Annotated in this window: 16 protein-coding genes; 11 read left to right on the top strand and 5 right to left on the bottom strand. The window is 58.7% G+C overall.

Annotation, left to right across the window (positions count from 1 at the left end):
• Positions 1 to 49 precede the first annotated feature (49 nt).
• The 5 genes from L9059_RS26125 to L9059_RS26105 all read right to left on the bottom strand — a co-directional run bounded on the left by L9059_RS26125 (position 50) and on the right by L9059_RS26105 (position 4,901).
• Entirely contained in the window at positions 50 to 976 is a 927-nt protein-coding gene (locus tag L9059_RS26125; RefSeq protein WP_247293760.1) for a GGDEF domain-containing protein, read from the bottom strand.
• A 375-nt stretch (positions 977 to 1,351) separates the two neighbouring features.
• Positions 1,352 to 2,092: a YciK family oxidoreductase gene (locus L9059_RS26120; RefSeq protein ID WP_247293759.1), complete on the bottom strand. Its 741-nt coding sequence runs from the start codon at positions 2,090 to 2,092 to the stop codon at positions 1,352 to 1,354.
• 42 nt (positions 2,093 to 2,134) lie between these two features.
• A complete protein-coding gene (mupP, locus tag L9059_RS26115) occupies positions 2,135 to 2,806 on the bottom strand; it encodes an N-acetylmuramic acid 6-phosphate phosphatase MupP (RefSeq protein ID WP_247293758.1) in 672 nt (223 codons plus the stop codon).
• A 4-nt stretch (positions 2,807 to 2,810) separates the two neighbouring features.
• Positions 2,811 to 3,509: a bifunctional 2-polyprenyl-6-hydroxyphenol methylase/3-demethylubiquinol 3-O-methyltransferase UbiG gene (gene ubiG, locus L9059_RS26110; protein ID WP_247293757.1), complete on the bottom strand. Its 699-nt coding sequence runs from the start codon at positions 3,507 to 3,509 to the stop codon at positions 2,811 to 2,813.
• Positions 3,510 to 3,566: 57 nt separating this feature from the next.
• Positions 3,567 to 4,901 carry a TRZ/ATZ family hydrolase gene (locus L9059_RS26105; RefSeq protein ID WP_247293755.1) on the bottom strand — a complete coding sequence of 445 codons (1,335 nt, stop codon included), beginning with the start codon at positions 4,899 to 4,901 and terminating at the stop codon, positions 3,567 to 3,569.
• Positions 4,902 to 5,008: 107 nt separating this feature from the next.
• Between L9059_RS26105 and mtnA the strand changes: the two genes are divergently transcribed.
• The 11 genes from mtnA (at position 5,009) to L9059_RS26050 (ending at position 19,933) form a co-directional block, all read left to right on the top strand.
• Positions 5,009 to 6,085 carry an S-methyl-5-thioribose-1-phosphate isomerase gene (mtnA, locus tag L9059_RS26100; protein ID WP_247293753.1) on the top strand — a complete coding sequence of 359 codons (1,077 nt, stop codon included), beginning with the start codon at positions 5,009 to 5,011 and terminating at the stop codon, positions 6,083 to 6,085.
• Positions 6,086 to 6,511: 426 nt separating this feature from the next.
• Positions 6,512 to 9,169, top strand: a complete 2,658-nt coding sequence (gene gyrA / locus L9059_RS26095) for a DNA gyrase subunit A (RefSeq protein WP_247293752.1) — start codon at positions 6,512 to 6,514, stop codon at positions 9,167 to 9,169.
• A 247-nt stretch (positions 9,170 to 9,416) separates the two neighbouring features.
• Positions 9,417 to 10,502, top strand: a complete 1,086-nt coding sequence (gene serC / locus L9059_RS26090) for a 3-phosphoserine/phosphohydroxythreonine transaminase (protein WP_247293750.1) — start codon at positions 9,417 to 9,419, stop codon at positions 10,500 to 10,502.
• Positions 10,502 to 11,596: a prephenate dehydratase gene (gene pheA, locus L9059_RS26085; RefSeq protein WP_045060590.1), complete on the top strand. Its 1,095-nt coding sequence runs from the start codon at positions 10,502 to 10,504 to the stop codon at positions 11,594 to 11,596. Before serC ends, pheA begins: the two co-directional genes overlap by 1 nt.
• A gap of 12 nt (positions 11,597 to 11,608) precedes the next feature.
• Positions 11,609 to 12,721 carry a histidinol-phosphate transaminase gene (gene hisC / locus L9059_RS26080; protein WP_247293747.1) on the top strand — a complete coding sequence of 371 codons (1,113 nt, stop codon included), beginning with the start codon at positions 11,609 to 11,611 and terminating at the stop codon, positions 12,719 to 12,721.
• 28 nt (positions 12,722 to 12,749) lie between these two features.
• A complete protein-coding gene (locus L9059_RS26075; RefSeq protein ID WP_247293761.1) occupies positions 12,750 to 14,957 on the top strand; it encodes a bifunctional prephenate dehydrogenase/3-phosphoshikimate 1-carboxyvinyltransferase in 2,208 nt (735 codons plus the stop codon).
• Positions 14,954 to 15,643, top strand: coding sequence for a (d)CMP kinase (cmk, locus tag L9059_RS26070; RefSeq protein ID WP_084322379.1), 690 nt, complete (start codon positions 14,954 to 14,956; stop codon positions 15,641 to 15,643). Before L9059_RS26075 ends, cmk begins: the two co-directional genes overlap by 4 nt.
• A 119-nt stretch (positions 15,644 to 15,762) precedes the next feature.
• On the top strand, positions 15,763 to 17,454 hold the full coding sequence (gene rpsA, locus L9059_RS26065) for a 30S ribosomal protein S1 (protein ID WP_028620532.1): 1,692 nt from the start codon (positions 15,763 to 15,765) through the stop codon (positions 17,452 to 17,454).
• 272 nt (positions 17,455 to 17,726) lie between these two features.
• A complete protein-coding gene (locus tag L9059_RS26060) occupies positions 17,727 to 18,005 on the top strand; it encodes a hypothetical protein (RefSeq protein ID WP_247293745.1) in 279 nt (92 codons plus the stop codon).
• 150 nt (positions 18,006 to 18,155) lie between these two features.
• Positions 18,156 to 18,449, top strand: a complete 294-nt coding sequence (ihfB, locus tag L9059_RS26055) for an integration host factor subunit beta (RefSeq protein ID WP_134422175.1) — start codon at positions 18,156 to 18,158, stop codon at positions 18,447 to 18,449.
• Between the two features lie 428 nt (positions 18,450 to 18,877).
• The gene (locus L9059_RS26050) at positions 18,878 to 19,933 is read left to right on the top strand and encodes an LPS O-antigen chain length determinant protein WzzB (RefSeq protein WP_247293743.1); all 1,056 of its coding nucleotides are present in this window, start codon (positions 18,878 to 18,880) and stop codon (positions 19,931 to 19,933) included.
• Positions 19,934 to 20,189: the final 256 nt, after the last annotated feature.

Raw genomic sequence — 20,189 nt, 5'->3', positions numbered from 1 at the left:
GCTGAACCAGTCCCCGCGGGCCGCCTGACGAGCGTGCCCGCTGGGAAACTCAGCCGGCCATGGCCAGCCGGTTACGGCCTTCGCGCTTGGCCACGTACAGCGCGCTGTCGGCCCGGCGCAACAGGCTTTCGGCGGATTCGCCAGGCAGCAAGGTCGAGCAGCCAAGGCTCACCGTCAATTCGATGGATTTACCGTCCGCCTGGTATTCCTGGGCCTGGGTAGCAAAACGCAGGCGCTCGCCGATCATGGCTGCCGCTTCACGGCCGGTGTTGGACAATAGAATCAGAAACTCTTCGCCGCCGTAGCGGAAAACCATGTCCACATTGCGCAACTGGCCCTTGATCGATGCGGCAACCGCCTTGAGCACTTCGTCACCCGCACTGTGGCCATGGGTGTCGTTAATGCGCTTGAAGTGATCGATGTCCAGCATTAATAACGACAGTGGCTGCAGATGCCGGCGCGACATGTCGATTTCCCGCTGCAGCGTCTGGTCCATGGCGACACGGTTGCCGGTGTCCGTCAGCGGATCGCGCAAGGCGCTCTGCGTGGCCACGCGGTAGAGCAGGGCGTTGCGCATCGGAAACAGCAGCGCCGACAGCAGTGATTCGAGGTTGCCTTGTTCCTGTTCAGTGAAGCGCTGATTGCGGCGGAACGTCAGCTCTCCCAGATGTTCGCCCTCATGGCTCAGGCTGTAGCTGATGGAGTGGTGACCACGCTGGCCGAATTCCAGGCGCAGGTCGCTGGCCTTGTGCTGGTAGCTCAAGGCGTCGAGCGGTACGAGTCGCTGAATTTCACGGAAGAAGAGCCCGAGTATGCGCTGTGGCTCCAGGCTGGTTTGCAACTGCAACACCAACTGCTGGCGTACTTGCGCAAGACTGACGGGTCTTTCCAGGATCCGAGGCTGCTGACCAAAGCCCAGGCGTTGCAATTTGGCACTGTCGAAGTCAATTGCGTTGGTCTGGGAAGGTGATTTCATATTGCATGCGCCCCTGAGCAGTAAGACTGTCTTACAAGCTGGGTGAGAGCGGCTTGTGGGCTGCGCATCGTACTGGTCCGTCAGTCCCGTAGGACATCTGCGCCAAGTCTAGTCCGCTTTGTCGACGATTAGTAACCTATCGACTGGAGCCCTGCCCCTATCTGCTATCACTCGCGTGTCTGAGCAAATTTAGAGCGAAACTCATGCCATTCGGTTCATTCGAATAAAAATACTTTTAAATCAAAAGGTTGGTTGATTAGGAGGGCGTTTTGGCAGGAGTCGGCGACGGATGTTTGACTTAAATCAGGCTTGGTTGCGCCGCCCAATACGTGCCGCGGCGTAAAGCCGGCGCGGCACGATAAGGGACGTGCGGTGTTACTGGGCGTTAAAAGCCTGGCCGTTGATGCCAGAACTGTCCGGGCCCATGAGGTAGAGATACACGGGCATGATCTCCTCGGGGGTCGGATTGTTCAGCGGGTTTTCTCCAGGATAGGCCTGGGCACGCATGCTGGTGCGGGTCGCGCCCGGGTTGATGCTGTTGGAGCGAACCGGGGCAACAGTATCGACCTCGTCGGCCAGCGTTTGCATCAGGCCTTCAGTGGCGAATTTGGAAACACCATAGGCGCCCCAGTACGCTCGGCCTTTGCGCCCGACGCTGCTGGAGGTGAATACCACCGATGCGTCCTGGGACAGCTTGAGCAGCGGCAGCAGGGTGCTGGTGAGCATGAACATCGCATTGACGTTGACTTGCATGACGCGCATGAAGTTTTCGCCCGACAGCTGTTCGATCGGCGTGCGCGGACCAATGATCGAGGCGTTGTGCAGCAGGCCATCAAGGTGGCCAAATTCGGTCTCGATCATCGCTGCCAGTTCATCGTATTGATGGGGCAGGGCGGTTTCCAGATTGAACGGGATGACTGCCGGTTGCGGGTGGCCAGCGGCTTCGATCTCGTCGTAGACCTGGGTCAGGTTGGCTTCTGTCTTGCCCAGCAGCAACACGGTGGCGCCATGCGCGGCGTAGGTTTTGGCAGCGGCAGCACCGATACCACGGCCAGCGCCGGTGATCAGGATGACCCGGCCCTTGAGCAGGTCGGGGCGGGCGGAATAATCAAACATGAGAACCTCGAACAAAAACCATTAGCGATCTTTTGACTTAAATCAGCAGCTACACAAAGCGCTATCAAGCACCTTGCGCAGCTCCAGCGGATGATCCACCACCACATCCGCGCCCCAGTGCCGCGGGTTATCGTCCGGGTGAATGTAGCCATAGGTGACCGCAGCGGTCCGGGTCCCGGCATCGCGGCCGGACTCGATGTCGCGCAGGTCATCGCCCACGAACAGTACGCTGGCCGGATCGAGGTCGAGCATCTTGCAGGCGAGGATCAAAGGCTCCGGGTCGGGCTTGCTGTTCTTCACATGGTCCGGGCAGATCAGCAACGCCGAACGCTCTGCCAGCCCCAGTTGCTGCATGATCGGCTCGGCGAAGCGCAACGGTTTGTTGGTCACCACGCCCCAGATCAGGTTGGCTTTCTCGATGTCGGCCAGCAATTCGCCCATGCCGTCGAACAGCTTGCTGTGCACAGCGCACCCCTTGAGGTAGCGCTCCAGGAATTCCAGGCGCAGTTCTTCAAAACCGGGGGATTGCGGGTCCATGGCAAAGGTCGCTGCGACCATTGCCTTGGCACCGCCGGAGATCTCGTCGCGGATGTGCTTGTCATTGATTGCCGGCAGGCCGCGCTGGGCAAGCATGGCCTGGCAAATGGCAATGAAGTCCGGCGCGGTGTCGAGCAGCGTGCCATCCATGTCGAAAAGGACCGCTCTGATTCGCATCGGCTTACTCCTCGCGCAGCGTCTGGATCATGTAGTTGACGTCCACGTCGCAAGCCAGTTTGTAGTGCTTGGTCAGCGGGTTGTACGTCAGGCCGATGATGTCCTTGACTGTCAGGCCGGCCATGCGGCTCCAGGCGCCCAGTTCGGATGGGCGAATGAATTTCTTGAAGTCATGGGTGCCGCGTGGCAGCAGCTTCATGATGTATTCGGCGCCGACGATGGCGAACAGGTAGGCCTTCGGATTGCGGTTGATGGTCGAGAAGAACACCTGGCCGCCCGGCTTTACCATGCGGTAGCAGGCGCGGATCACTGATGACGGATCCGGTACGTGCTCGAGCATTTCCAGGCAGGTGACTACGTCGAACTGCTCGGGCATTTCTTCGGCCAGGGCTTCGGCGGTGATCTGCCGGTATTCGACGGTGACGCCCGATTCCAGCTGATGCAACTGAGCAACTGCCAGTGGGGCCTCGCCCATGTCGATGCCCATGACCGTCGCGCCGCGTTGGGCCATGGCCTCACTGAGAATGCCGCCGCCGCAACCGACGTCGAGGACTTTCTTGCCGGCCAGATTCACGCGTTCGTCAATCCAGTTGACCCGCAGCGGGTTGATGTCGTGCAGCGGTTTGAACTCGCTCTCGCGGTCCCACCAGCGATGGGCCAGGGCTTCGAATTTGGCGATTTCGGCGTAGTCGACGTTGCTCATGGTTCAGTCCTCTAAAACTTGAAAAATCCTGTTGCCCCGGAATCTGTTCCGGGGGACTTACGATTCGGTATGGCCGCTGATGCGCTGGCCCCAGGCCTTGGCGGTAGCACACAGCTGTTCTTCGTCAAGGCGGGTCAAGCGGCGGTCATCGAGCAATTGCTTGCCGGCGACCCACAGGTGCTTCACACAGTCGCGACCGGTGGCATATATAAGTTGCGAGACCGGGTCATACACGGGTTGTTGCGCCAGGCCGGAAAGATCGAAAGCCACGATGTCCGCAGCCTTGCCGATCTCCAGCGAACCCACCTCGGCATCGATCCCCAGCGCCCGGGCGCCGTTGAGCGTGGCCATGCGCAGCGCGCGATGAGCATCCAGCGCTGTGGCCGAGCCGGCGACAGCCTTGGCCAGCAACGCCGCGGTGCGGGTTTCACCGAGCAGATCGAGGTCGTTGTTGCTGGCGGCGCCATCGGTGCCCACCGCGACATTGACCCCCGCCTGCCATAAACGCTCCACCGGGCAGAATCCGCTGGCCAGCTTGAGGTTCGACTCCGGGCAGTGAATAACGTTGGTATTGCTTTCTACCAGCAACTGCAGGTCTTCCTCGCTGATCTGGGTCATGTGCACCGCCTGGAAACGCGGCCCCAGCAGGCCCAGGCGCGCGAGCCGGGCCAGCGGGCGTTCGCCGCGCTGTTCTACCGACTGCTGCACTTCAAAAGCGGTTTCATGCACATGCATGTGGATCGAGGCGTCCAGCTCTTCGGCGATCACCCGGATTTTCTCCAGATTGTCGTCGCCCACGGTGTAGGGTGCATGGGGGCCGAAGGTGATCCTGATGCGCTCATGGTGCTTGAGATCACCAAACAGCTCCACGCCCTGACGAATGGCTTCGTCCGCCGTGCTGGCGCCGGGAATGGGGAAGTCGAGGATCGGAATGGCGATTTGCGCGCGAATACCGCTGTTATGCACCCGCTCGCTGGCAACCTTCGGGAAGAAGTACATGTCAGAGAAGCAGGTGATACCGCCTTTGATCTGTTCGGCAATGGCCAGGTCGGTGCCGTCACGCACAAAGTCCTCGTCGACCCACTTGGCCTCAGCCGGCCAGATGTGGTTTTCCAGCCAGGTCATCAGGGGCAGGTCATCGGCCAGGCCACGAAAGAGTGTCATGGCCGCATGGCCGTGGGCATTGATCAGGCCCGGGCTGAGCAGCATGTCCGGTAATTCACGCACTTCGCGGGCGTCAAGCTTCAATGCCGCGTCGCGCGGGCCGATGAAGACGATGCGCCCGTCGCGGATGCCAATGGCATGCTCCTTGAGGACTACCCCAGCGGGTTCGACGGGTACCAGCCAGGTCGGCAGCAACAACAGGTCGAGCGCAGCGGCAGTGTTCGGCATCGAGGATCGGTTCCAGAGCTTTTGTAAAGGATGGCGAAGTATACCCGAGCGTCTTGGCGGGGGGATCGCTATAATCGGCGGCTTTGTTTCTGAGTGCGGGGTGGGTAATGCGCGATCGACTATTGGCTGCAGAGAAAGTGAAGGCCATCGATTGGCGCGATGGCGCCCTGTACCTGCTGGACCAGCGTGTACTACCGTTCGAGGAAACCTGGATCGCCTATAACGACGCGGCAGGTGTCGCCGAGGCCATTCGCTCGATGGTGGTGCGTGGCGCTCCGGCGATTGGCATCAGTGCGGCCTATGGCATCGTGCTGGCGGCCCGCGCCCGAGTGGCCGAGGGTGGCGACTGGTATGCAGCGCTGGAAGAGGATTTCGCCCTGCTGGCCGATTCTCGTCCCACCGCGGTCAATCTGTTCTGGGCCCTGGGGCGCATGCATGACCGGCTGGATCGGCTGAAGAGCCAGGCTGATCCGCTGGCGGCGCTGGAAGCTGAAGCCATTGCTATTCATGAAAGTGATCGCGAAGCCAACCTGACCATGGCGCAGTTGGGCGTAGACCTGATCCGCAAGCACCAGGGCAACGCCCAGGCGATCCTCACCCATTGCAACACCGGTGCGCTGGCCACCGGCGGGTTCGGCACGGCCCTGGGGGTGATTCGCGGGGCGTTCATCGAAGGCATGGTCGAGCGCGTCTATGCCGACGAAACCCGGCCCTGGCTGCAGGGTTCGCGCCTGACAGCTTGGGAATTGGCCAATGAAGGCATCCCGGTGACGGTCAACGCCGACTCCGCGGCAGCGCACATCATGAAAACCAAGGGCATCACCTGGGTGATCGTCGGCGCTGACCGGATCACGGCCAATGGTGATGTGGCGAACAAAATTGGCACCTATCAACTGGCGGTCAATGCCATGCACCACGGCGTGCGCTTCATGGTGGTGGCGCCGAGTTCGACCATCGACATGCAATTGGCGAGCGGCGATGACATTCCGATCGAGGAGCGTGACGGGCGCGAGTTGCTGGAAGTCGGCGGCAAGCGGGTCGGGGCGGATGTCGATGCGTTCAATCCGGTGTTTGATGTGACGCCGGCGGACCTGATCGATGCGATCGTGACCGAGAAGGGCATTGTCGAACGGCCGGACACGGCGAAGATGGCGCAGTTGATGTGCCGCAAGCGTCTGCATTGATTAACAGTGGCGTTCCACGGGACGCCATCGCCAGCAGGCTGGCTCCCACAGGGTTTGTGATCGATTCGGATCAATGTGGGAGCCAGCCTGCTGGCGACTAGGGTCTGAAAGTCAGTAAACCTTCGTAATTCGGCGCCTGATTCTGCATTTTCATTAGCTCTGAGCCTCTCTCGTCCCCTTCAAGCCCGCCACCAGACAACTAACTACACTCCATGCGCATCAGGGGGATAGGTGCGTGGCGGCTCTTGTGATAACATTCGGCGGTTTCCAAGGTGGCCCGATGCGGCTGCCTTTACTGCGCAGATCCATGGCATAACTCGTTGATTTGTCGTAAGTCGGTGCATGGCACTCAGCCTGCAGCGGCGAGCTTCGTTCGTCCCATATGGATGTGACGAGGTTTCACCAGAAAAAGGAATCAGGCTTCTCATGGGCGAACTGGCCAAAGAAATCCTCCCGGTCAATATCGAAGACGAGCTGAAGCAGTCCTACCTCGACTACGCAATGAGCGTAATTGTCGGGCGGGCACTGCCGGATGCGCGCGATGGCTTGAAGCCCGTGCACCGGCGTGTGCTGTTCGCGATGAGCGAGCTGGGCAACGACTTCAACAAGCCGTACAAGAAATCTGCCCGTGTTGTCGGTGACGTGATCGGTAAGTATCACCCGCACGGTGATACCGCGGTGTACGACACCATCGTTCGGATGGCGCAGCCATTCTCGCTGCGCTACCTGTTGGTAGACGGCCAGGGCAACTTCGGTTCGGTGGACGGCGACAATGCCGCAGCCATGCGATACACCGAAGTGCGCATGACCAAGCTGGCGCACGAACTGCTGGCTGACCTGCATAAAGAAACCGTGGACTGGGTGCCGAACTACGACGGCACCGAAATGATCCCGGCGGTCATGCCAACCCGTATTCCCAACCTGCTGGTCAACGGCTCCAGCGGTATCGCCGTGGGCATGGCGACCAACATCCCGCCGCACAACCTCGGTGAAGTGATCGACGGTTGCCTGGCTCTCATCGACAACCCCGAGTTGACCATCGATGAGCTGATGCAATACATCCCTGGTCCGGACTTCCCGACTGCCGCGATCATCAACGGTCGCGCCGGGATCATCGAAGCCTACCGCACCGGTCGCGGGCGCATCTATATGCGTGCTCGCTCGACCATCGAAGACATCGACAAGGTCGGTGGTCGCCAGCAGATCGTCATCACCGAACTGCCGTACCAACTGAACAAGGCCCGCCTGATCGAGAAGATCGCCGAGCTGGTCAAAGAGAAGAAGCTGGAAGGCATCACCGAACTGCGTGACGAGTCCGACAAGGACGGTATGCGCGTCGTGATCGAACTGCGTCGCGGCGAAGTGCCTGAGGTGATCCTCAACAACCTCTACGCCCAGACCCAGCTGCAAGCGGTGTTCGGTATCAACATCGTCGCCCTGATCGACGGCCGTCCGCGGATCCTGAACCTCAAGGACCTGCTGGAAGCCTTCGTTCGCCACCGTCGCGAAGTCGTTACCCGCCGTACCGTGTTCGAACTGCGCAAGGCGCGCGAGCGTGGGCACATCCTGGAAGGCCAGGCCGTTGCCTTGTCGAATATCGACCCGGTCATCGCCCTGATCAAGGCTTCGCCGACTCCGTCGGAAGCCAAGGAAGCGCTGATCAACATGGCCTGGGAATCTTCCGCAGTGGTCGCGATGGTTGAGCGCGCCGGTGCCGATTCCTGCCGTCCGGAAACCCTGGACCCGCAATACGGCCTGCGCGATGGCAAGTACTTCCTGTCCCCGGAGCAGGCGCAAGCCATCCTGGAACTGCGCCTGCACCGCCTGACCGGTCTGGAACACGAGAAGCTGCTGGCCGAATACCAGGAGATTCTCAACCAGATCGGCGAGCTGATCCGCATCCTCAACAGCGCCACGCGCCTGATGGAAGTGATCCGCGAAGAGCTGGAAGTGATCCGCGCCGAATACGGCGACGTGCGCCGCACCGAGATCCTCGATGCCCGTCTCGACCTGACCCTGGGTGACATGATCCCGGAAGAAGAGCGCGTCGTGACCATCTCCCACAGTGGTTATGCCAAGACCCAGCCATTGGCTGCGTACCAGGCCCAGCGCCGCGGCGGTAAAGGCAAATCGGCGACCGGTGTCAAGGATGAGGATTACATCGCTCACCTGCTGGTAGCCAACAGCCACACCACGCTGCTGCTGTTCTCCAGCAAAGGCAAGGTGTACTGGCTGAAAACCTACGAAATCCCGGAAGCGTCCCGCGCTGCCCGTGGTCGCCCGCTGGTCAACCTGCTGCCCCTGGACAGTGATGAATACATCACCACCATGTTGCCGGTCGAGGAATACACAGAGGGTCACTTCATCTTCATGGCGACTGCCAAAGGCACCGTGAAGAAGACCCCGCTGGAATCCTTCAGTCGTCAACGCAGCGTCGGCCTGATCGCGCTGGAGCTGGACGAAGGCGACGTATTGATCAGCGCCGCGATCACCGATGGCGAGCGTGAAGTCATGCTGTTCTCCGATGGCGGCAAGGTCACCCGCTTCAAGGAGTCCGATGTCCGTGCCATGGGTCGTACCGCCCGCGGCGTGCGCGGCATGCGCCTGCCAGAAGGGCAGAAGCTGATTTCGATGCTGATCCCTGAAGAAGGCAGCCAGATCCTCACCGCTTCGGCGCGTGGTTTCGGCAAGCGCACGGCGATCACCGAGTTCCCTGAGTACAAGCGCGGCGGTCAGGGCGTGATCGCCATGGTCAGCAACGATCGTAACGGCCGCCTGGTTGGCGCGGTCCAGGTGCTCGATGGCGAGGAAATCATGCTGATTTCCGACCAGGGCACCTTGGTTCGTACCCGAGTCGACGAAGTTTCCAGTCTGGGTCGTAACACCCAGGGCGTGACCCTCATCAAGCTGGCCAGCGACGAAACGCTGGTAGGCCTGGAGCGGGTCCAGGAGCCGTCGGAAGTTGAGGGCGAGGAACTGGAAGAAGGTGAAGAAGGTGCAGTGTTCGACGGTGAGATCGTGATCGACGACGTTGCCGAAGACCAGCAACTCGACGCCGCAGCTGACGAAGAACCGCAGGAATAAGCGGGCACACAGGGGGCGGATGAAAATTCGCCCCCTTGTTGTTTGTCTCCCCGGAAATAATGATGCCCCTGTAGGAGCGAGCTTGCTCGCGACGGACGTCAACGATGACGCGGGTTTTCTGATTGAACGCGGCGTCTTCGAATCTATCGCGAGCGAGCTCGCTCCTACAGTTGATCGCGCCAGCCATTCGCGGGACGATCACACCGTACTATTGCGTGACTACCACCAAATCAGAGCGAGATTGGATGTGAGCAAGAGAGCCTATAACTTCTGTGCCGGTCCTGCGGCGCTTCCTGAAGCTGTTCTGAAGCGCGCTCAGGGCGAACTCCTTGATTGGCATGGCAAGGGCCTGTCGGTCATGGAAATGAGCCATCGCAGCGATGAGTTCGTGTCCATCGCCACCAAGGCCGAGCAGGATCTGCGTGATCTGCTCAATATCCCCTCCAACTATAAAGTGCTGTTCCTGCAAGGTGGCGCCAGCCAGCAGTTCGCCCAGATTCCCCTGAACCTGCTGCCGGAAAGTGGCACTGCCGACTATATCGACACCGGTATCTGGTCCCAGAAAGCCATTGAAGAAGCTTCGCGCTACGGCCACGTCAACGTTGCCGGCACCGCCAAGCCTTACGACTATTTCGCCATTCCTGGCCAGAACGAATGGCAGCTGTCCAAAGACGCCGACTACGTCCACTACGCCCCGAACGAAACGATCGGCGGCCTGGAATTCCAGTGGGTCCCGGAAACCGGTGATGTCCCGCTGGTCGCCGACATGTCCTCGGACATTCTCTCGCGTCCAATCGATGTGTCGCGTTTTGGCATGATCTACGCCGGCGCCCAGAAAAACATCGGCCCTAGCGGCGTCGTCGTCAACATCGTTCGCGAAGACCTGTTAGGTCGCGCCCGCTCCCTGTGCCCGACCATGCTCAACTACAAGGTCGCGGCCGATAACGGCTCGATGTACAACACCCCGCCGACCCTGGCCTGGTACCTGTCCGGCCTGGTGTTTGAATGGCTGAAAGAGCAGGGCGGCGTCGAAGCCATTGGCAAGCTCAACGAAGTGAAGCAGCGCACGCTGTATGACTTCATTGATGCCAGCGGCCTGTACAGCAATCCGATCAACAAATCCGACCGCTCGTGGATGAACGTGCCGTTCCGCCTGGCGGACGACCGTCTCGACAAACCGTTCCTGGCTGGTGCCGACGAACGTGGCCTGCTGAACCTCAAGGGGCATCGCTCCGTGGGCGGCATGCGCGCCTCCATCTATAACGCCGTCGACATCGTTGCGGTCAACGCACTGATTTCGTACATGGCAGAGTTCGAGAAGGAACACGGCTAATGTCTGAGCAAGAACTCAAGGCACTGCGCGTTCGCATTGACGCCCTGGACACCAAGGTCATGGAGCTGATCAGCGAGCGTGCACGCTGCGCCCAGGAAGTTGCGCGAGTAAAGATGGCCTCGCTGGCCGAAGGCGAAGTGCCGGTGTTCTATCGTCCTGAGCGTGAAGCCCAGGTGCTCAAACGCGTGATGGAGCGTAATCAGGGGCCGCTGGGCAACGAAGAGATGGCGCGGTTGTTCCGCGAAATCATGTCCTCGTGCCTGGCTCTGGAGCAGCCGCTGAAAGTGGCGTACCTGGGCCCCGAAGGCACCTTCACCCAGGCGGCGGCCATGAAGCACTTTGGCCACGCGGTGATTAGCAAGCCGATGGCGGCGATCGACGAAGTGTTCCGTGAAGTAGCGGCGGGGGCGGTGAATTTTGGCGTGGTGCCGGTGGAAAACTCCACCGAAGGCGCGGTCAACCACACCCTCGACAGCTTCCTTGAGCACGACATGGTGATCTGTGGCGAAGTCGAGCTGCGCATCCACCACCATCTGCTGGTCGGTGAAAATACCAAGACCGATAGCATCAGCCGTATCTACTCCCATGCCCAGTCCCTGGCCCAGTGCCGCAAGTGGCTGGATGCGCACTACCCGAACGTAGAGCGCGTGGCGGTTTCCAGCAACGCTGAAGCGGCCAAGCGGGTCAAGGGTGAGTGGAACTCGGCGGCGATTGCTGGCGACATGGCGGCAGGCCTGTACGGGCTGACGCGCCTGGCGGAAAAAATCGAGGATCGCCCGGACAACTCCACGCGATTCCTGATGATTGGCAGTCAGGAAGTGCCGCCGACCGGTGATGACAAGACCTCGATCATCGTGTCCATGAGCAACAAACCGGGCGCGCTCCACGAGCTGCTGGTGCCTTTCCATGATAACGGCATCGACCTGACTCGAATCGAGACGCGTCCTTCGCGCAGTGGTAAATGGACCTACGTGTTCTTTATCGACTTCGTCGGCCATCACCGTGATCCGTTGATCAAGGGTGTACTGGAAAAAATCAGTCAGGAAGCCGTGGCGCTCAAAGTGCTGGGCTCCTACCCGAAAGCAGTTCTCTAAGGGCGATAGCAAATGAGTGGTGACTTCCTCGCTCTGGCACAGCCGGGCGTGCAACAACTTTCGCCTTACGTTCCGGGCAAGCCCGTGGACGAACTGGCGCGCGAGCTGGACATCGATCCGGCCAGCATCGTCAAGCTGGCGAGCAACGAAAACCCGCTGGGCGCCAGTCCCAAGGCCCTGGCCGCGATCCGCGAAGAACTGGCCGAGCTGACCCGTTATCCGGACGGCAATGGTTTTGCCCTCAAGACCCTGCTGGCCGAACAGTGCCGCGTCGAACTCGATCAGGTGACATTGGGCAACGGTTCCAACGACATCCTCGAGCTGGTCGCGCGTGCCTACCTGGCGCCGGGCCTGAATGCCGTATTCAGCGAGCACGCGTTTGCGGTCTATCCGATCGTGACCCAGGCCGTCGGCGCTGAGGCGCGGGTGATCCCGGCGAAGGAATGGGGGCATGATCTGACGGCCATGCTGGCGGCGATCGATGCCAATACCCGTGTGATCTTCATCGCCAATCCGAATAACCCGACCGGCACCTGGTTCGGCGCCGAAGCCCTCGATGAGTTCCTTCAGGATGTTCCCGAGCACGTGCTGGTCGTGCTGGACGAGGCCTACATCGAATACGCTGAAGGCAGCGACTTGCCGGATGGCCTGGACTACCTGGCGGCCTATCCGAACCTGCTGGTGTCGCGCACGTTCTCCAAGGCCTACGGCCTGGCGGCGCTGCGAGTCGGCTATGGCTTGTCTACCGCGGTAGTGGCCGATGTGCTCAATCGGGTGCGCCAGCCATTCAACGTCAACAGCCTCGCCCTCGCGGCGGCCTGTGCAGCGTTGCGCGATACCGACTACCTGGCCGAAAGCCGGCGCCTGAACGAAGCCGGCATGCAGCAGCTTGAAGCGGGTTTCCGAGAGCTGGGGCTGAGCTGGATTGCGTCCAAGGGCAACTTCATCTGCGTTGACCTGGGTCGCGTTGCGGCGCCGGTCTTCGAGGGGTTGCTGCGCGAAGGCGTGATCGTGCGGCCGGTGGCCAACTACGGCATGCCGAATCACCTGCGCATCACCATTGGCCTGCCTGCTGAAAACAGCCGTTTCCTTGAGGCGCTGACCAAGGTTCTGGCCCGTGGTTGATGTCACTGCGCTGCAACCTGCTGCACCTATGATCGGTCGCCTGGTGGTGGTCGGTCTGGGCTTGATCGGCGGTTCGTTTGCCAAGGGTTTGCGTGAAAGCGGCCTGTGCCGCGAAGTGGTGGGGGTCGATCTGGACCCGCAGTCGCGCAAGCTGGCGGTTGAGTTGGGCGTGGTGGATCGCTGCGAAGAAGACCTGGCTGTTGCCTGCCAGGGTGCGGACGTGATCCAGCTCGCCGTGCCGATCCTGGCCATGGAGAAAATGCTCGCCCGTTTGGCCAGCATGGACCTGGGCCAAACGATCCTGACCGATGTCGGCAGCGCCAAGGGCAACGTGGTACGTGCGGCGACCGAGGCGTTTGGCGGCATGCCGTCGCGCTTCGTGCCGGGGCATCCTATCGCTGGTTCCGAACAGAGCGGGGTGGAAGCCTCCAATGCCGGGCTGTTCCGTCGCCATAAAGTCATCCTGACGCCGCTAGCGCAAACGGATGCGGAAGCTTTGGCGGTGGTCGATCGACTGTGGCGCGAGCTGGGCGCCGATGTCGAGCATATGCAGGTCGAGCGTCACGATGAAGTGCTGGCGGCTACCAGCCATTTGCCGCACCTGTTGGCATTCGGTTTGGTCGATTCGTTGGCCAAGCGCAATGAAAATCTTGAGATCTTCCGTTACGCTGCCGGCGGTTTCCGCGATTTCACGAGAATCGCGGGCAGCGACCCGGTCATGTGGCACGACATCTTCCTCGCCAACCGCGAAGCTGTCCTGCGCACACTCGATACATTTCGCAGCGACCTCGACGCCTTGCGCGACGCGGTCGATGCAGGGGATGGGCACCAATTGTTGGGCGTATTCACTCGCGCCCGGGTTGCCCGCGAACATTTCAGTAAAATCCTGGCCCGCCGGGCTTATGTGGACGCTATGAACTCCAACGACCTGATTTTCCTGGCACAACCTGGTGGCCGCCTGACTGGGCGGATTCGAGTACCAGGCGACAAATCGATTTCCCACCGTTCGATCATGCTCGGCTCCCTCGCCGAAGGCGTCACCGAAGTAGAAGGTTTCCTCGAGGGCGAAGATGCCCTGGCGACCTTGCAAGCCTTCCGCGACATGGGCGTAGTGATCGAAGGTCCGCACCACGGCCGCGTGACTATCCATGGCGTGGGCCTGCATGGACTCAAACCTGCTCCGGGCCCGATCTACCTGGGCAACTCCGGTACTTCGATGCGCCTGTTGTCCGGCCTCCTGGCTGCGCAGGACTTCGACAGCACCCTGACCGGCGATGCCTCGCTATCCAAGCGTCCAATGAACCGCGTGGCCAATCCGCTGCGCGAAATGGGTGCTGTGATCGAGACGGCGGCCGAAGGGCGTCCGCCAATGGTCATTCGCGGTGGCAACAAGCTCAAAGGCCTGACCTACACCATGCCGATGGCCAGTGCTCAGGTTAAATCCTGCCTGCTGCTCGCTGGCCTGTATGCCGAAGGCAAGACTACCGTCACCGAGCCAGCACCGACTCGCGACCATACCGAGCGTATGCTGCGCGGCTTCGGCTACCCGGTGAGCGTCGAGGGCGCTACCGCGTCGGTCGAGTCCGGACACAAATTGACCGCCACCCACATTGAAGTGCCGGGCGATATCTCGTCCTCCGCATTCTTCCTGGTGGCGGCGTCGATCGCTGAAGGCTCCGAGCTGGTGCTTGAGCACGTCGGCATCAACCCTACGCGAACCGGCGTGATCGACATCCTGCGCCTGATGGGCGCCGACATTACTCTGGAAAACCAGCGTGAAGTGGGCGGCGAGCCCGTGGCGGACCTGCGCGTCCGTGCGGCTAGACTCAAGGGTATCGAGATTCCCGAAGAGCTGGTTCCGCTGGCGATCGACGAGTTCCCGGTGTTGTTCGTCGCGGCGGCCTGCGCCGAAGGTCGTACCATCCTGCGTGGTGCCGAAGAGCTGCGGGTCAAGGAATCGGACCGTATCCAGGTCATGGCTGATGGCCTGCTGGCGCTGGGCGTCAAATGCGAACCGACTCCGGACGGTATCATCATCGACGGTGGCCTGATCGGCGGCGGCGAAGTGCATGGGCACGGCGACCACCGGATTGCCATGGCCTTCAGCGTGGCGTCCTTGCGCGCCACCGCGCCGATCCGCATCCATGATTGCGCGAACGTCGCGACCTCGTTCCCCAACTTCCTCGCGCTGTGCGCGCAGGTCGGCATCCGCGTTGCTCAAGAGGCTCAGTCGTGAACATCAAGCCACCGGTTATCACCATCGACGGCCCGAGCGGGTCGGGCAAGGGCACCATCGCCGGGATACTGGCCAAGCGCCTCGGCTGGTGCCTGTTGGATTCCGGTGCGCTGTACCGCCTGCTGGCATTTGCCGCGCGCAACCACGGTGTCGACCTGACCAATGAGGAGTCGCTGAAGCTGCTGGCCGCTCATCTGGACGTGCAGTTCGTCGGGGCAACCGAAGGGCATCCGCAACGCATCATCCTCGAAGGCGATGATGTGACGGATGACTTGCGCAACGAACAGGTCGGCGCCTGGGCTTCCCAAGTGGCTGCCTTGCCGGCCGTGCGCGACGCTTTGCTGCAGCGCCAGCGGGCGTTTCAGGAGGCGCCGGGGCTGGTGGCCGATGGCCGGGACATGGGCACAGTGGTTTTTCCGGACGCGCCCTTGAAGATTTTCCTGACCGCCAGTGCCGAGGAGCGTGCGCGCCGTCGATACTTGCAGTTGAAGGGGAAAGTCGATGGTGTTAGTCTGTCGAGTCTGCTAGATGAGATACGTGTCCGCGACGAGCGTGACACCCAGCGAGCGGTAGCCCCGCTCAAGCCGGCGGCTGACGCCATACAGCTGGATTCCACGGAATTATCCATCGATCAGGTGCTGGAACGCATCATGAGCGAGATCGCCATTCGCGATATCGCCGGGTGACCAAGAAGCGCAGCAGGGGACCAGTCATAGTCCTGCGGTGTTTCTTTAAATGAACGTAACCCACGTCGTCTGGGATGTGGAGATGGGCGTATTCTTCGCCCTTATACTCAGGAATTAAAATGAGCGAAAGCTTTGCGGAACTCTTTGAAGAAAGCCTAAAAACCCTGAACCTTCAGGCAGGCTCCATCATCACCGGTGTTATCGTTGATATCGATTACCAAGCTCGCTGGGTAACCGTTCACGCTGGCCTGAAGTCTGAAGCACTCATCCCGCTTGAGCAGTTCTACAACGACGCTGGCGATCTGACTATCAATGTCGGTGACGAAGTTCACGTTGCTCTGGACTCGGTAGAAGACGGCTTTGGCGAGACCAAACTGTCCCGTGAAAAAGCCAAGCGCGCTGAATGCTGGATTGTTCTGGAAGCAGCCTTCGCAGCCGAAGAAGTGGTCAAGGGCGTTATCAACGGTAAGGTTAAAGGCGGCTTCACTGTCGACGTTAACGGCATCCGTGCGTTCCTGCCAGGTTCTCTGGTTGACGTTCGTCCAGTGCGCGATACCACGCACCTGGAAGGCAAAGAGCTGGAATTCAAGGTCATCAAACTCGACCAGAAACGCAACAACGTTGTCGTTTCCCGTCGCAGCGTCCTCGAAGCCGAGAACTCCGCCGAGCGTGAAGCTCTGCTGGAATCCCTGCAGGAAGGCCAACAAGTCAAAGGTATCGTCAAGAACCTCACCGATTACGGCGCATTCGTCGATCTGGGTGGCGTCGATGGCCTGCTGCACATTACCGACATGGCTTGGAAGCGTATCAAGCATCCTTCCGAAATCGTCAACGTTGGCGACGAGATCGATGTCAAGGTTCTGAAATACGATCGCGAACGCAATCGTGTTTCCCTGGGCCTGAAGCAACTGGGCGAAGATCCATGGGTTGCTATCAAAGCCCGTTACCCAGAAAGCACTCGCGTTACCGCTCGTGTAACCAACCTGACCGACTACGGCTGCTTCGCTGAGCTGGAAGAAGGCGTTGAAGGCCTGGTACACGTTTCCGAAATGGACTGGACCAACAAGAACATCCACCCTTCGAAAGTCGTACAAGTCGGCGACGAAGTGGAAGTTATGGTTCTGGACATCGACGAAGAGCGTCGTCGTATCTCCCTCGGCATCAAGCAGTGCAAATCTAACCCATGGGAAGATTTCTCTGGCCAGTTCAACAAGGGCGATAAAATCTCCGGCACCATCAAGTCGATCACCGATTTCGGTATCTTCATTGGTCTGGACGGCGGCATCGACGGCCTGGTTCACCTGTCCGACATCTCCTGGAACGAAGTGGGCGAAGAAGCCGTTCGCCGCTTCAAGAAGGGCGACGAGCTGGACACCGTTATCCTGTCGGTTGACCCAGAGCGCGAGCGCATCTCCCTGGGTATCAAGCAACTGGAAAGCGATCCGTTCTCCGAGTACGTTCAAGAGAACGACAAAGGCGCAATCGTTAAAGGCATCGTGAAAGAAGTTGACGCTAAAGGCGCCATCATCACTCTGGCCGACGATATCGAAGCGACTCTGAAAGCCTCCGAAATCAGCCGTGACCGCGTTGAAGACGCGCGCAACGTTCTGAAAGAAGGCCAGGAAGTAGAAGCCAAGATCATCAGCGTTGACCGCAAGAGCCGTGTAATCCAGCTCTCCATCAAGTCGAAAGACGATGCTGAAGAGAAAGAAGCCATCCAAAGCTTGAAAGACAAGCCTTCGGATAGCATCGCTGCTGGTCCTACCACTCTGGGCGACCTGTTGCGTGCACAAATGGAAAAACAGAACTAAGTTCTGTCAGACCATGAAAAAGGGCGACTTCGGTCGCCCTTTTTTGTGCCTGCGATTTGGCAAACCCCCGATCCCCCGTAGGAGCGGCCGAAGGCTCGGACCGCGTTCGGACGATCTTTAGATATTTATGGTCGCCATGTCCACCGTGCGCTGAACCAACACCTCCACCAAACTGTCCCTTTCTTTAACAGGATCAATCGCTTATTTGCAGCTAATCTAGAGCATGGGGCGCAAGCACCCTCCGGTAGGGTGCCTGACTAATAAGGAAGTGCATGAACAAGCTCATGGTCGCCATAGCAGTACTGGCACTGGCAGGCTGCACCACCAGCGCCAAGACCCATGCGGTGCGCGGTGTCAGTGGGATAGAGATCGATTGCTCCGGCCTGGGCTCGGGCTGGGAGAAATGCCGTAAACGTGCCGACAAGGAGTGCAAGGCTGCAGGCTACAAGGTAATTGTAAGGTCGGATGACGCCAAGGACGAGGATGAATACCCATTCGGTTTTAATCCCGCAGGCTACCTGACCCGCACCATGTTGGTGATCTGCAGGTAATTTGCGAGGGACGCCATCAATGCAGATGCCCTGAAATTGGGCTGTGCAGGCCGGGTAAAGATATGTCAAATCTTGGACTGTTCAAATGGCTCCGAGCGTGCTAAAACCTCTGAAGCGCTGATCTAGCTGCTTGAAAAAGAAGGGAAAAATATGACGAAGTCGGAGTTGATCGAACGAATTGTCACCCATCAAGGGCTGCTCTCATCCAAGGATGTGGAGCTGGCCATCAAGACCATGCTTGAACAAATGTCCCAATGCCTGGCCACCGGGGATCGTATCGAGATCCGGGGTTTCGGCAGCTTCTCATTGCACTACCGCGCACCGCGGGTAGGGCGTAATCCCAAGACCGGGCAGTCGGTTAGCCTGGACGGCAAGTTCGTTCCGCATTTTAAGCCGGGGAAGGAACTGCGGGATCGGGTGAATGAGGATGAGGAGGAAAATTAAGTGCGAATCGGAGGTATGAGATGCGTCTATTTCGACGTGTAGGAACAGCTACATTTGGAATAATCTTAGCTTTGGTGGCAATTGTATTCATCTTGGAAAATCAACAGCCGTCTAGTCTGATTTTTTTGGGGTGGTCAACACCTTCCCTTCCGCTGTCGATCTACGTTGCTTCCTCCCTCCTGCTAGGCATGGTCATAGGGCCAGTTGCTATGCTCTTAGTACGAAGTTTTTCAGGCAGGAAGCATTAGTCCCGATAAAATATCATCGGCAGCAAATTCCGATGCTCACCGAGAGAGCGCCACCGCTGTTACAATAGCGCTGTAGAACGAAAGTCATACCTGACGTAATAATGTTATAGATTACATCGTGGTCGAACGAACGTGCACCTCACTGCGGTGTTGTGCCGTAATTGAAAAGGCGAGTGAGGCATGCAAAGCAGTACATCACAATCACACAGCAGTGCTGAAATTGACATTCAGGCGCTGGTCCGTTCGGTATGGAAGCGAAAATGGGTTGTAATTGGCGTGGCTTTAGTGTCAACACTACTGGCTGCCGCGTACGCATTTACAGCTAAACCAATTTATGAAGCAAAGCTTTTTCTCATCCCGCCAACGCAAAATGATATTGCTAACTTCAATTACGGACGCACGCGCGATTACGATTTAGTACCTTTGACGATAAAGGATATCTATACCGTTTTTCTGCGAATTTTGGACTCCGAATCGCTTCACCGCGAATTCTTTAATACTGTTTATCTTCCAAGTCTTACAGAGGAAGTTAGAAAGGGCTCCAGGGATGCTTTGTATTCGCGATTCTCAAAGGCTTTAACTGTAACTTTGCCCGTGAGAGACGCAGGCGATCAGTCCGCAGTTACGGTGCAGACCACTAACCCTGAACTGGCGTCGAATTGGGTTCAGCTATACGCTGATCGAGCTGGAGTGTTGACGAAAGAGGAGATAGTTAAGAACGTTACAACAGAAAGTCGGGTTAGGGCTCGTAATCTCCTCCAGCAGATAAAGTCTCTTAGAGAAACTGCAACGCAAATTCGTCAAGATTCCATTACCAAGTTGCAGGAGGCGCTGAGAGTTGCAGAAGCAATTGGTTTGGAGAAGCCACCAATCATTACTGGTAATCCTTCTGTCGAGTTAGCTGGAAGTATGGACGGACAGATTATTTATATGCGTGGATCCAAGGCGCTGAAGGCTGAAATTCAGAACTTGGAACAGCGGCAATCGGACGATCCATTTGTGATGAACCTTCGTGAACTGCAGTCAAAGCATGATTTTTTCAAAAATCTCGATGTCAGTCCTTCCGATGTTTGGGTGTACCGACAGGACGGCGATGTGAACCGACCTGACGCGCCGATCAAACCTAAAAAATCATTGATTATTACTTTGGGCATGATCTTGGGATTGATGGCTGGGGTATTGATTGCTGTCATCTTGTATCTCACAAATGACGCCAGGATCAAGCGGGCTATATGATGATTCCAGCGGTAGCTATTACGCGTATTTTGACTGAGGCATACATGCTGATACTGTCAGCAGGTGCTAATTGTGCGCTATGGATAACTGATGTAGGTGCCCTGCCGTAAGAAGGGCATCTGCTGCAAGCGGAATCACGATGCCAAGGTGCATAATGCTGCAGTGAGCCCATTAAGTTATCATTCGACTGTTTCGTATATGAGCGTATGCCGATCACAAGCGGAAATTAATTTTAATCATGATTAATACATCTAGA

It is taken from the genome of Pseudomonas violetae (genome assembly GCF_023072615.1).
In the GTDB taxonomy this organism is placed as follows: Bacteria; Pseudomonadota; Gammaproteobacteria; order Pseudomonadales; family Pseudomonadaceae; genus Aquipseudomonas; species Aquipseudomonas violetae.
The sequence above is the reverse complement of the archived record's forward strand: the minus strand, read 5'-3'. Positions and strand labels throughout refer to the sequence as shown.

What these genes read in the sequence shown, in the direction of transcription:
- L9059_RS26125 (WP_247293760.1), bottom strand. Translation starts at nt 976, where the DNA reads ATGAAATCACCTTCCCAGACCAACGCAATTGACTTCGACAGTGCCAAA.
- L9059_RS26120 (WP_247293759.1), bottom strand. Translation starts at nt 2,092, where the DNA reads ATGTTTGATTATTCCGCCCGCCCCGACCTGCTCAAGGGCCGGGTCATC.
- mupP (WP_247293758.1), bottom strand. Translation starts at nt 2,806, where the DNA reads ATGCGAATCAGAGCGGTCCTTTTCGACATGGATGGCACGCTGCTCGAC.
- ubiG (WP_247293757.1), bottom strand. Translation starts at nt 3,509, where the DNA reads ATGAGCAACGTCGACTACGCCGAAATCGCCAAATTCGAAGCCCTGGCC.
- L9059_RS26105 (WP_247293755.1), bottom strand. Translation starts at nt 4,901, where the DNA reads ATGCCGAACACTGCCGCTGCGCTCGACCTGTTGTTGCTGCCGACCTGG.
- mtnA (WP_247293753.1), top strand. Translation starts at nt 5,009, where the DNA reads ATGCGCGATCGACTATTGGCTGCAGAGAAAGTGAAGGCCATCGATTGG.
- gyrA (WP_247293752.1), top strand. Translation starts at nt 6,512, where the DNA reads ATGGGCGAACTGGCCAAAGAAATCCTCCCGGTCAATATCGAAGACGAG.
- pheA (WP_045060590.1), top strand. Translation starts at nt 10,502, where the DNA reads ATGTCTGAGCAAGAACTCAAGGCACTGCGCGTTCGCATTGACGCCCTG.
- hisC (WP_247293747.1), top strand. Translation starts at nt 11,609, where the DNA reads ATGAGTGGTGACTTCCTCGCTCTGGCACAGCCGGGCGTGCAACAACTT.
- L9059_RS26075 (WP_247293761.1), top strand. Translation starts at nt 12,750, where the DNA reads ATGATCGGTCGCCTGGTGGTGGTCGGTCTGGGCTTGATCGGCGGTTCG.
- rpsA (WP_028620532.1), top strand. Translation starts at nt 15,763, where the DNA reads ATGAGCGAAAGCTTTGCGGAACTCTTTGAAGAAAGCCTAAAAACCCTG.
- L9059_RS26060 (WP_247293745.1), top strand. Translation starts at nt 17,727, where the DNA reads ATGAACAAGCTCATGGTCGCCATAGCAGTACTGGCACTGGCAGGCTGC.
- ihfB (WP_134422175.1), top strand. Translation starts at nt 18,156, where the DNA reads ATGACGAAGTCGGAGTTGATCGAACGAATTGTCACCCATCAAGGGCTG.
- L9059_RS26050 (WP_247293743.1), top strand. Translation starts at nt 18,878, where the DNA reads ATGCAAAGCAGTACATCACAATCACACAGCAGTGCTGAAATTGACATT.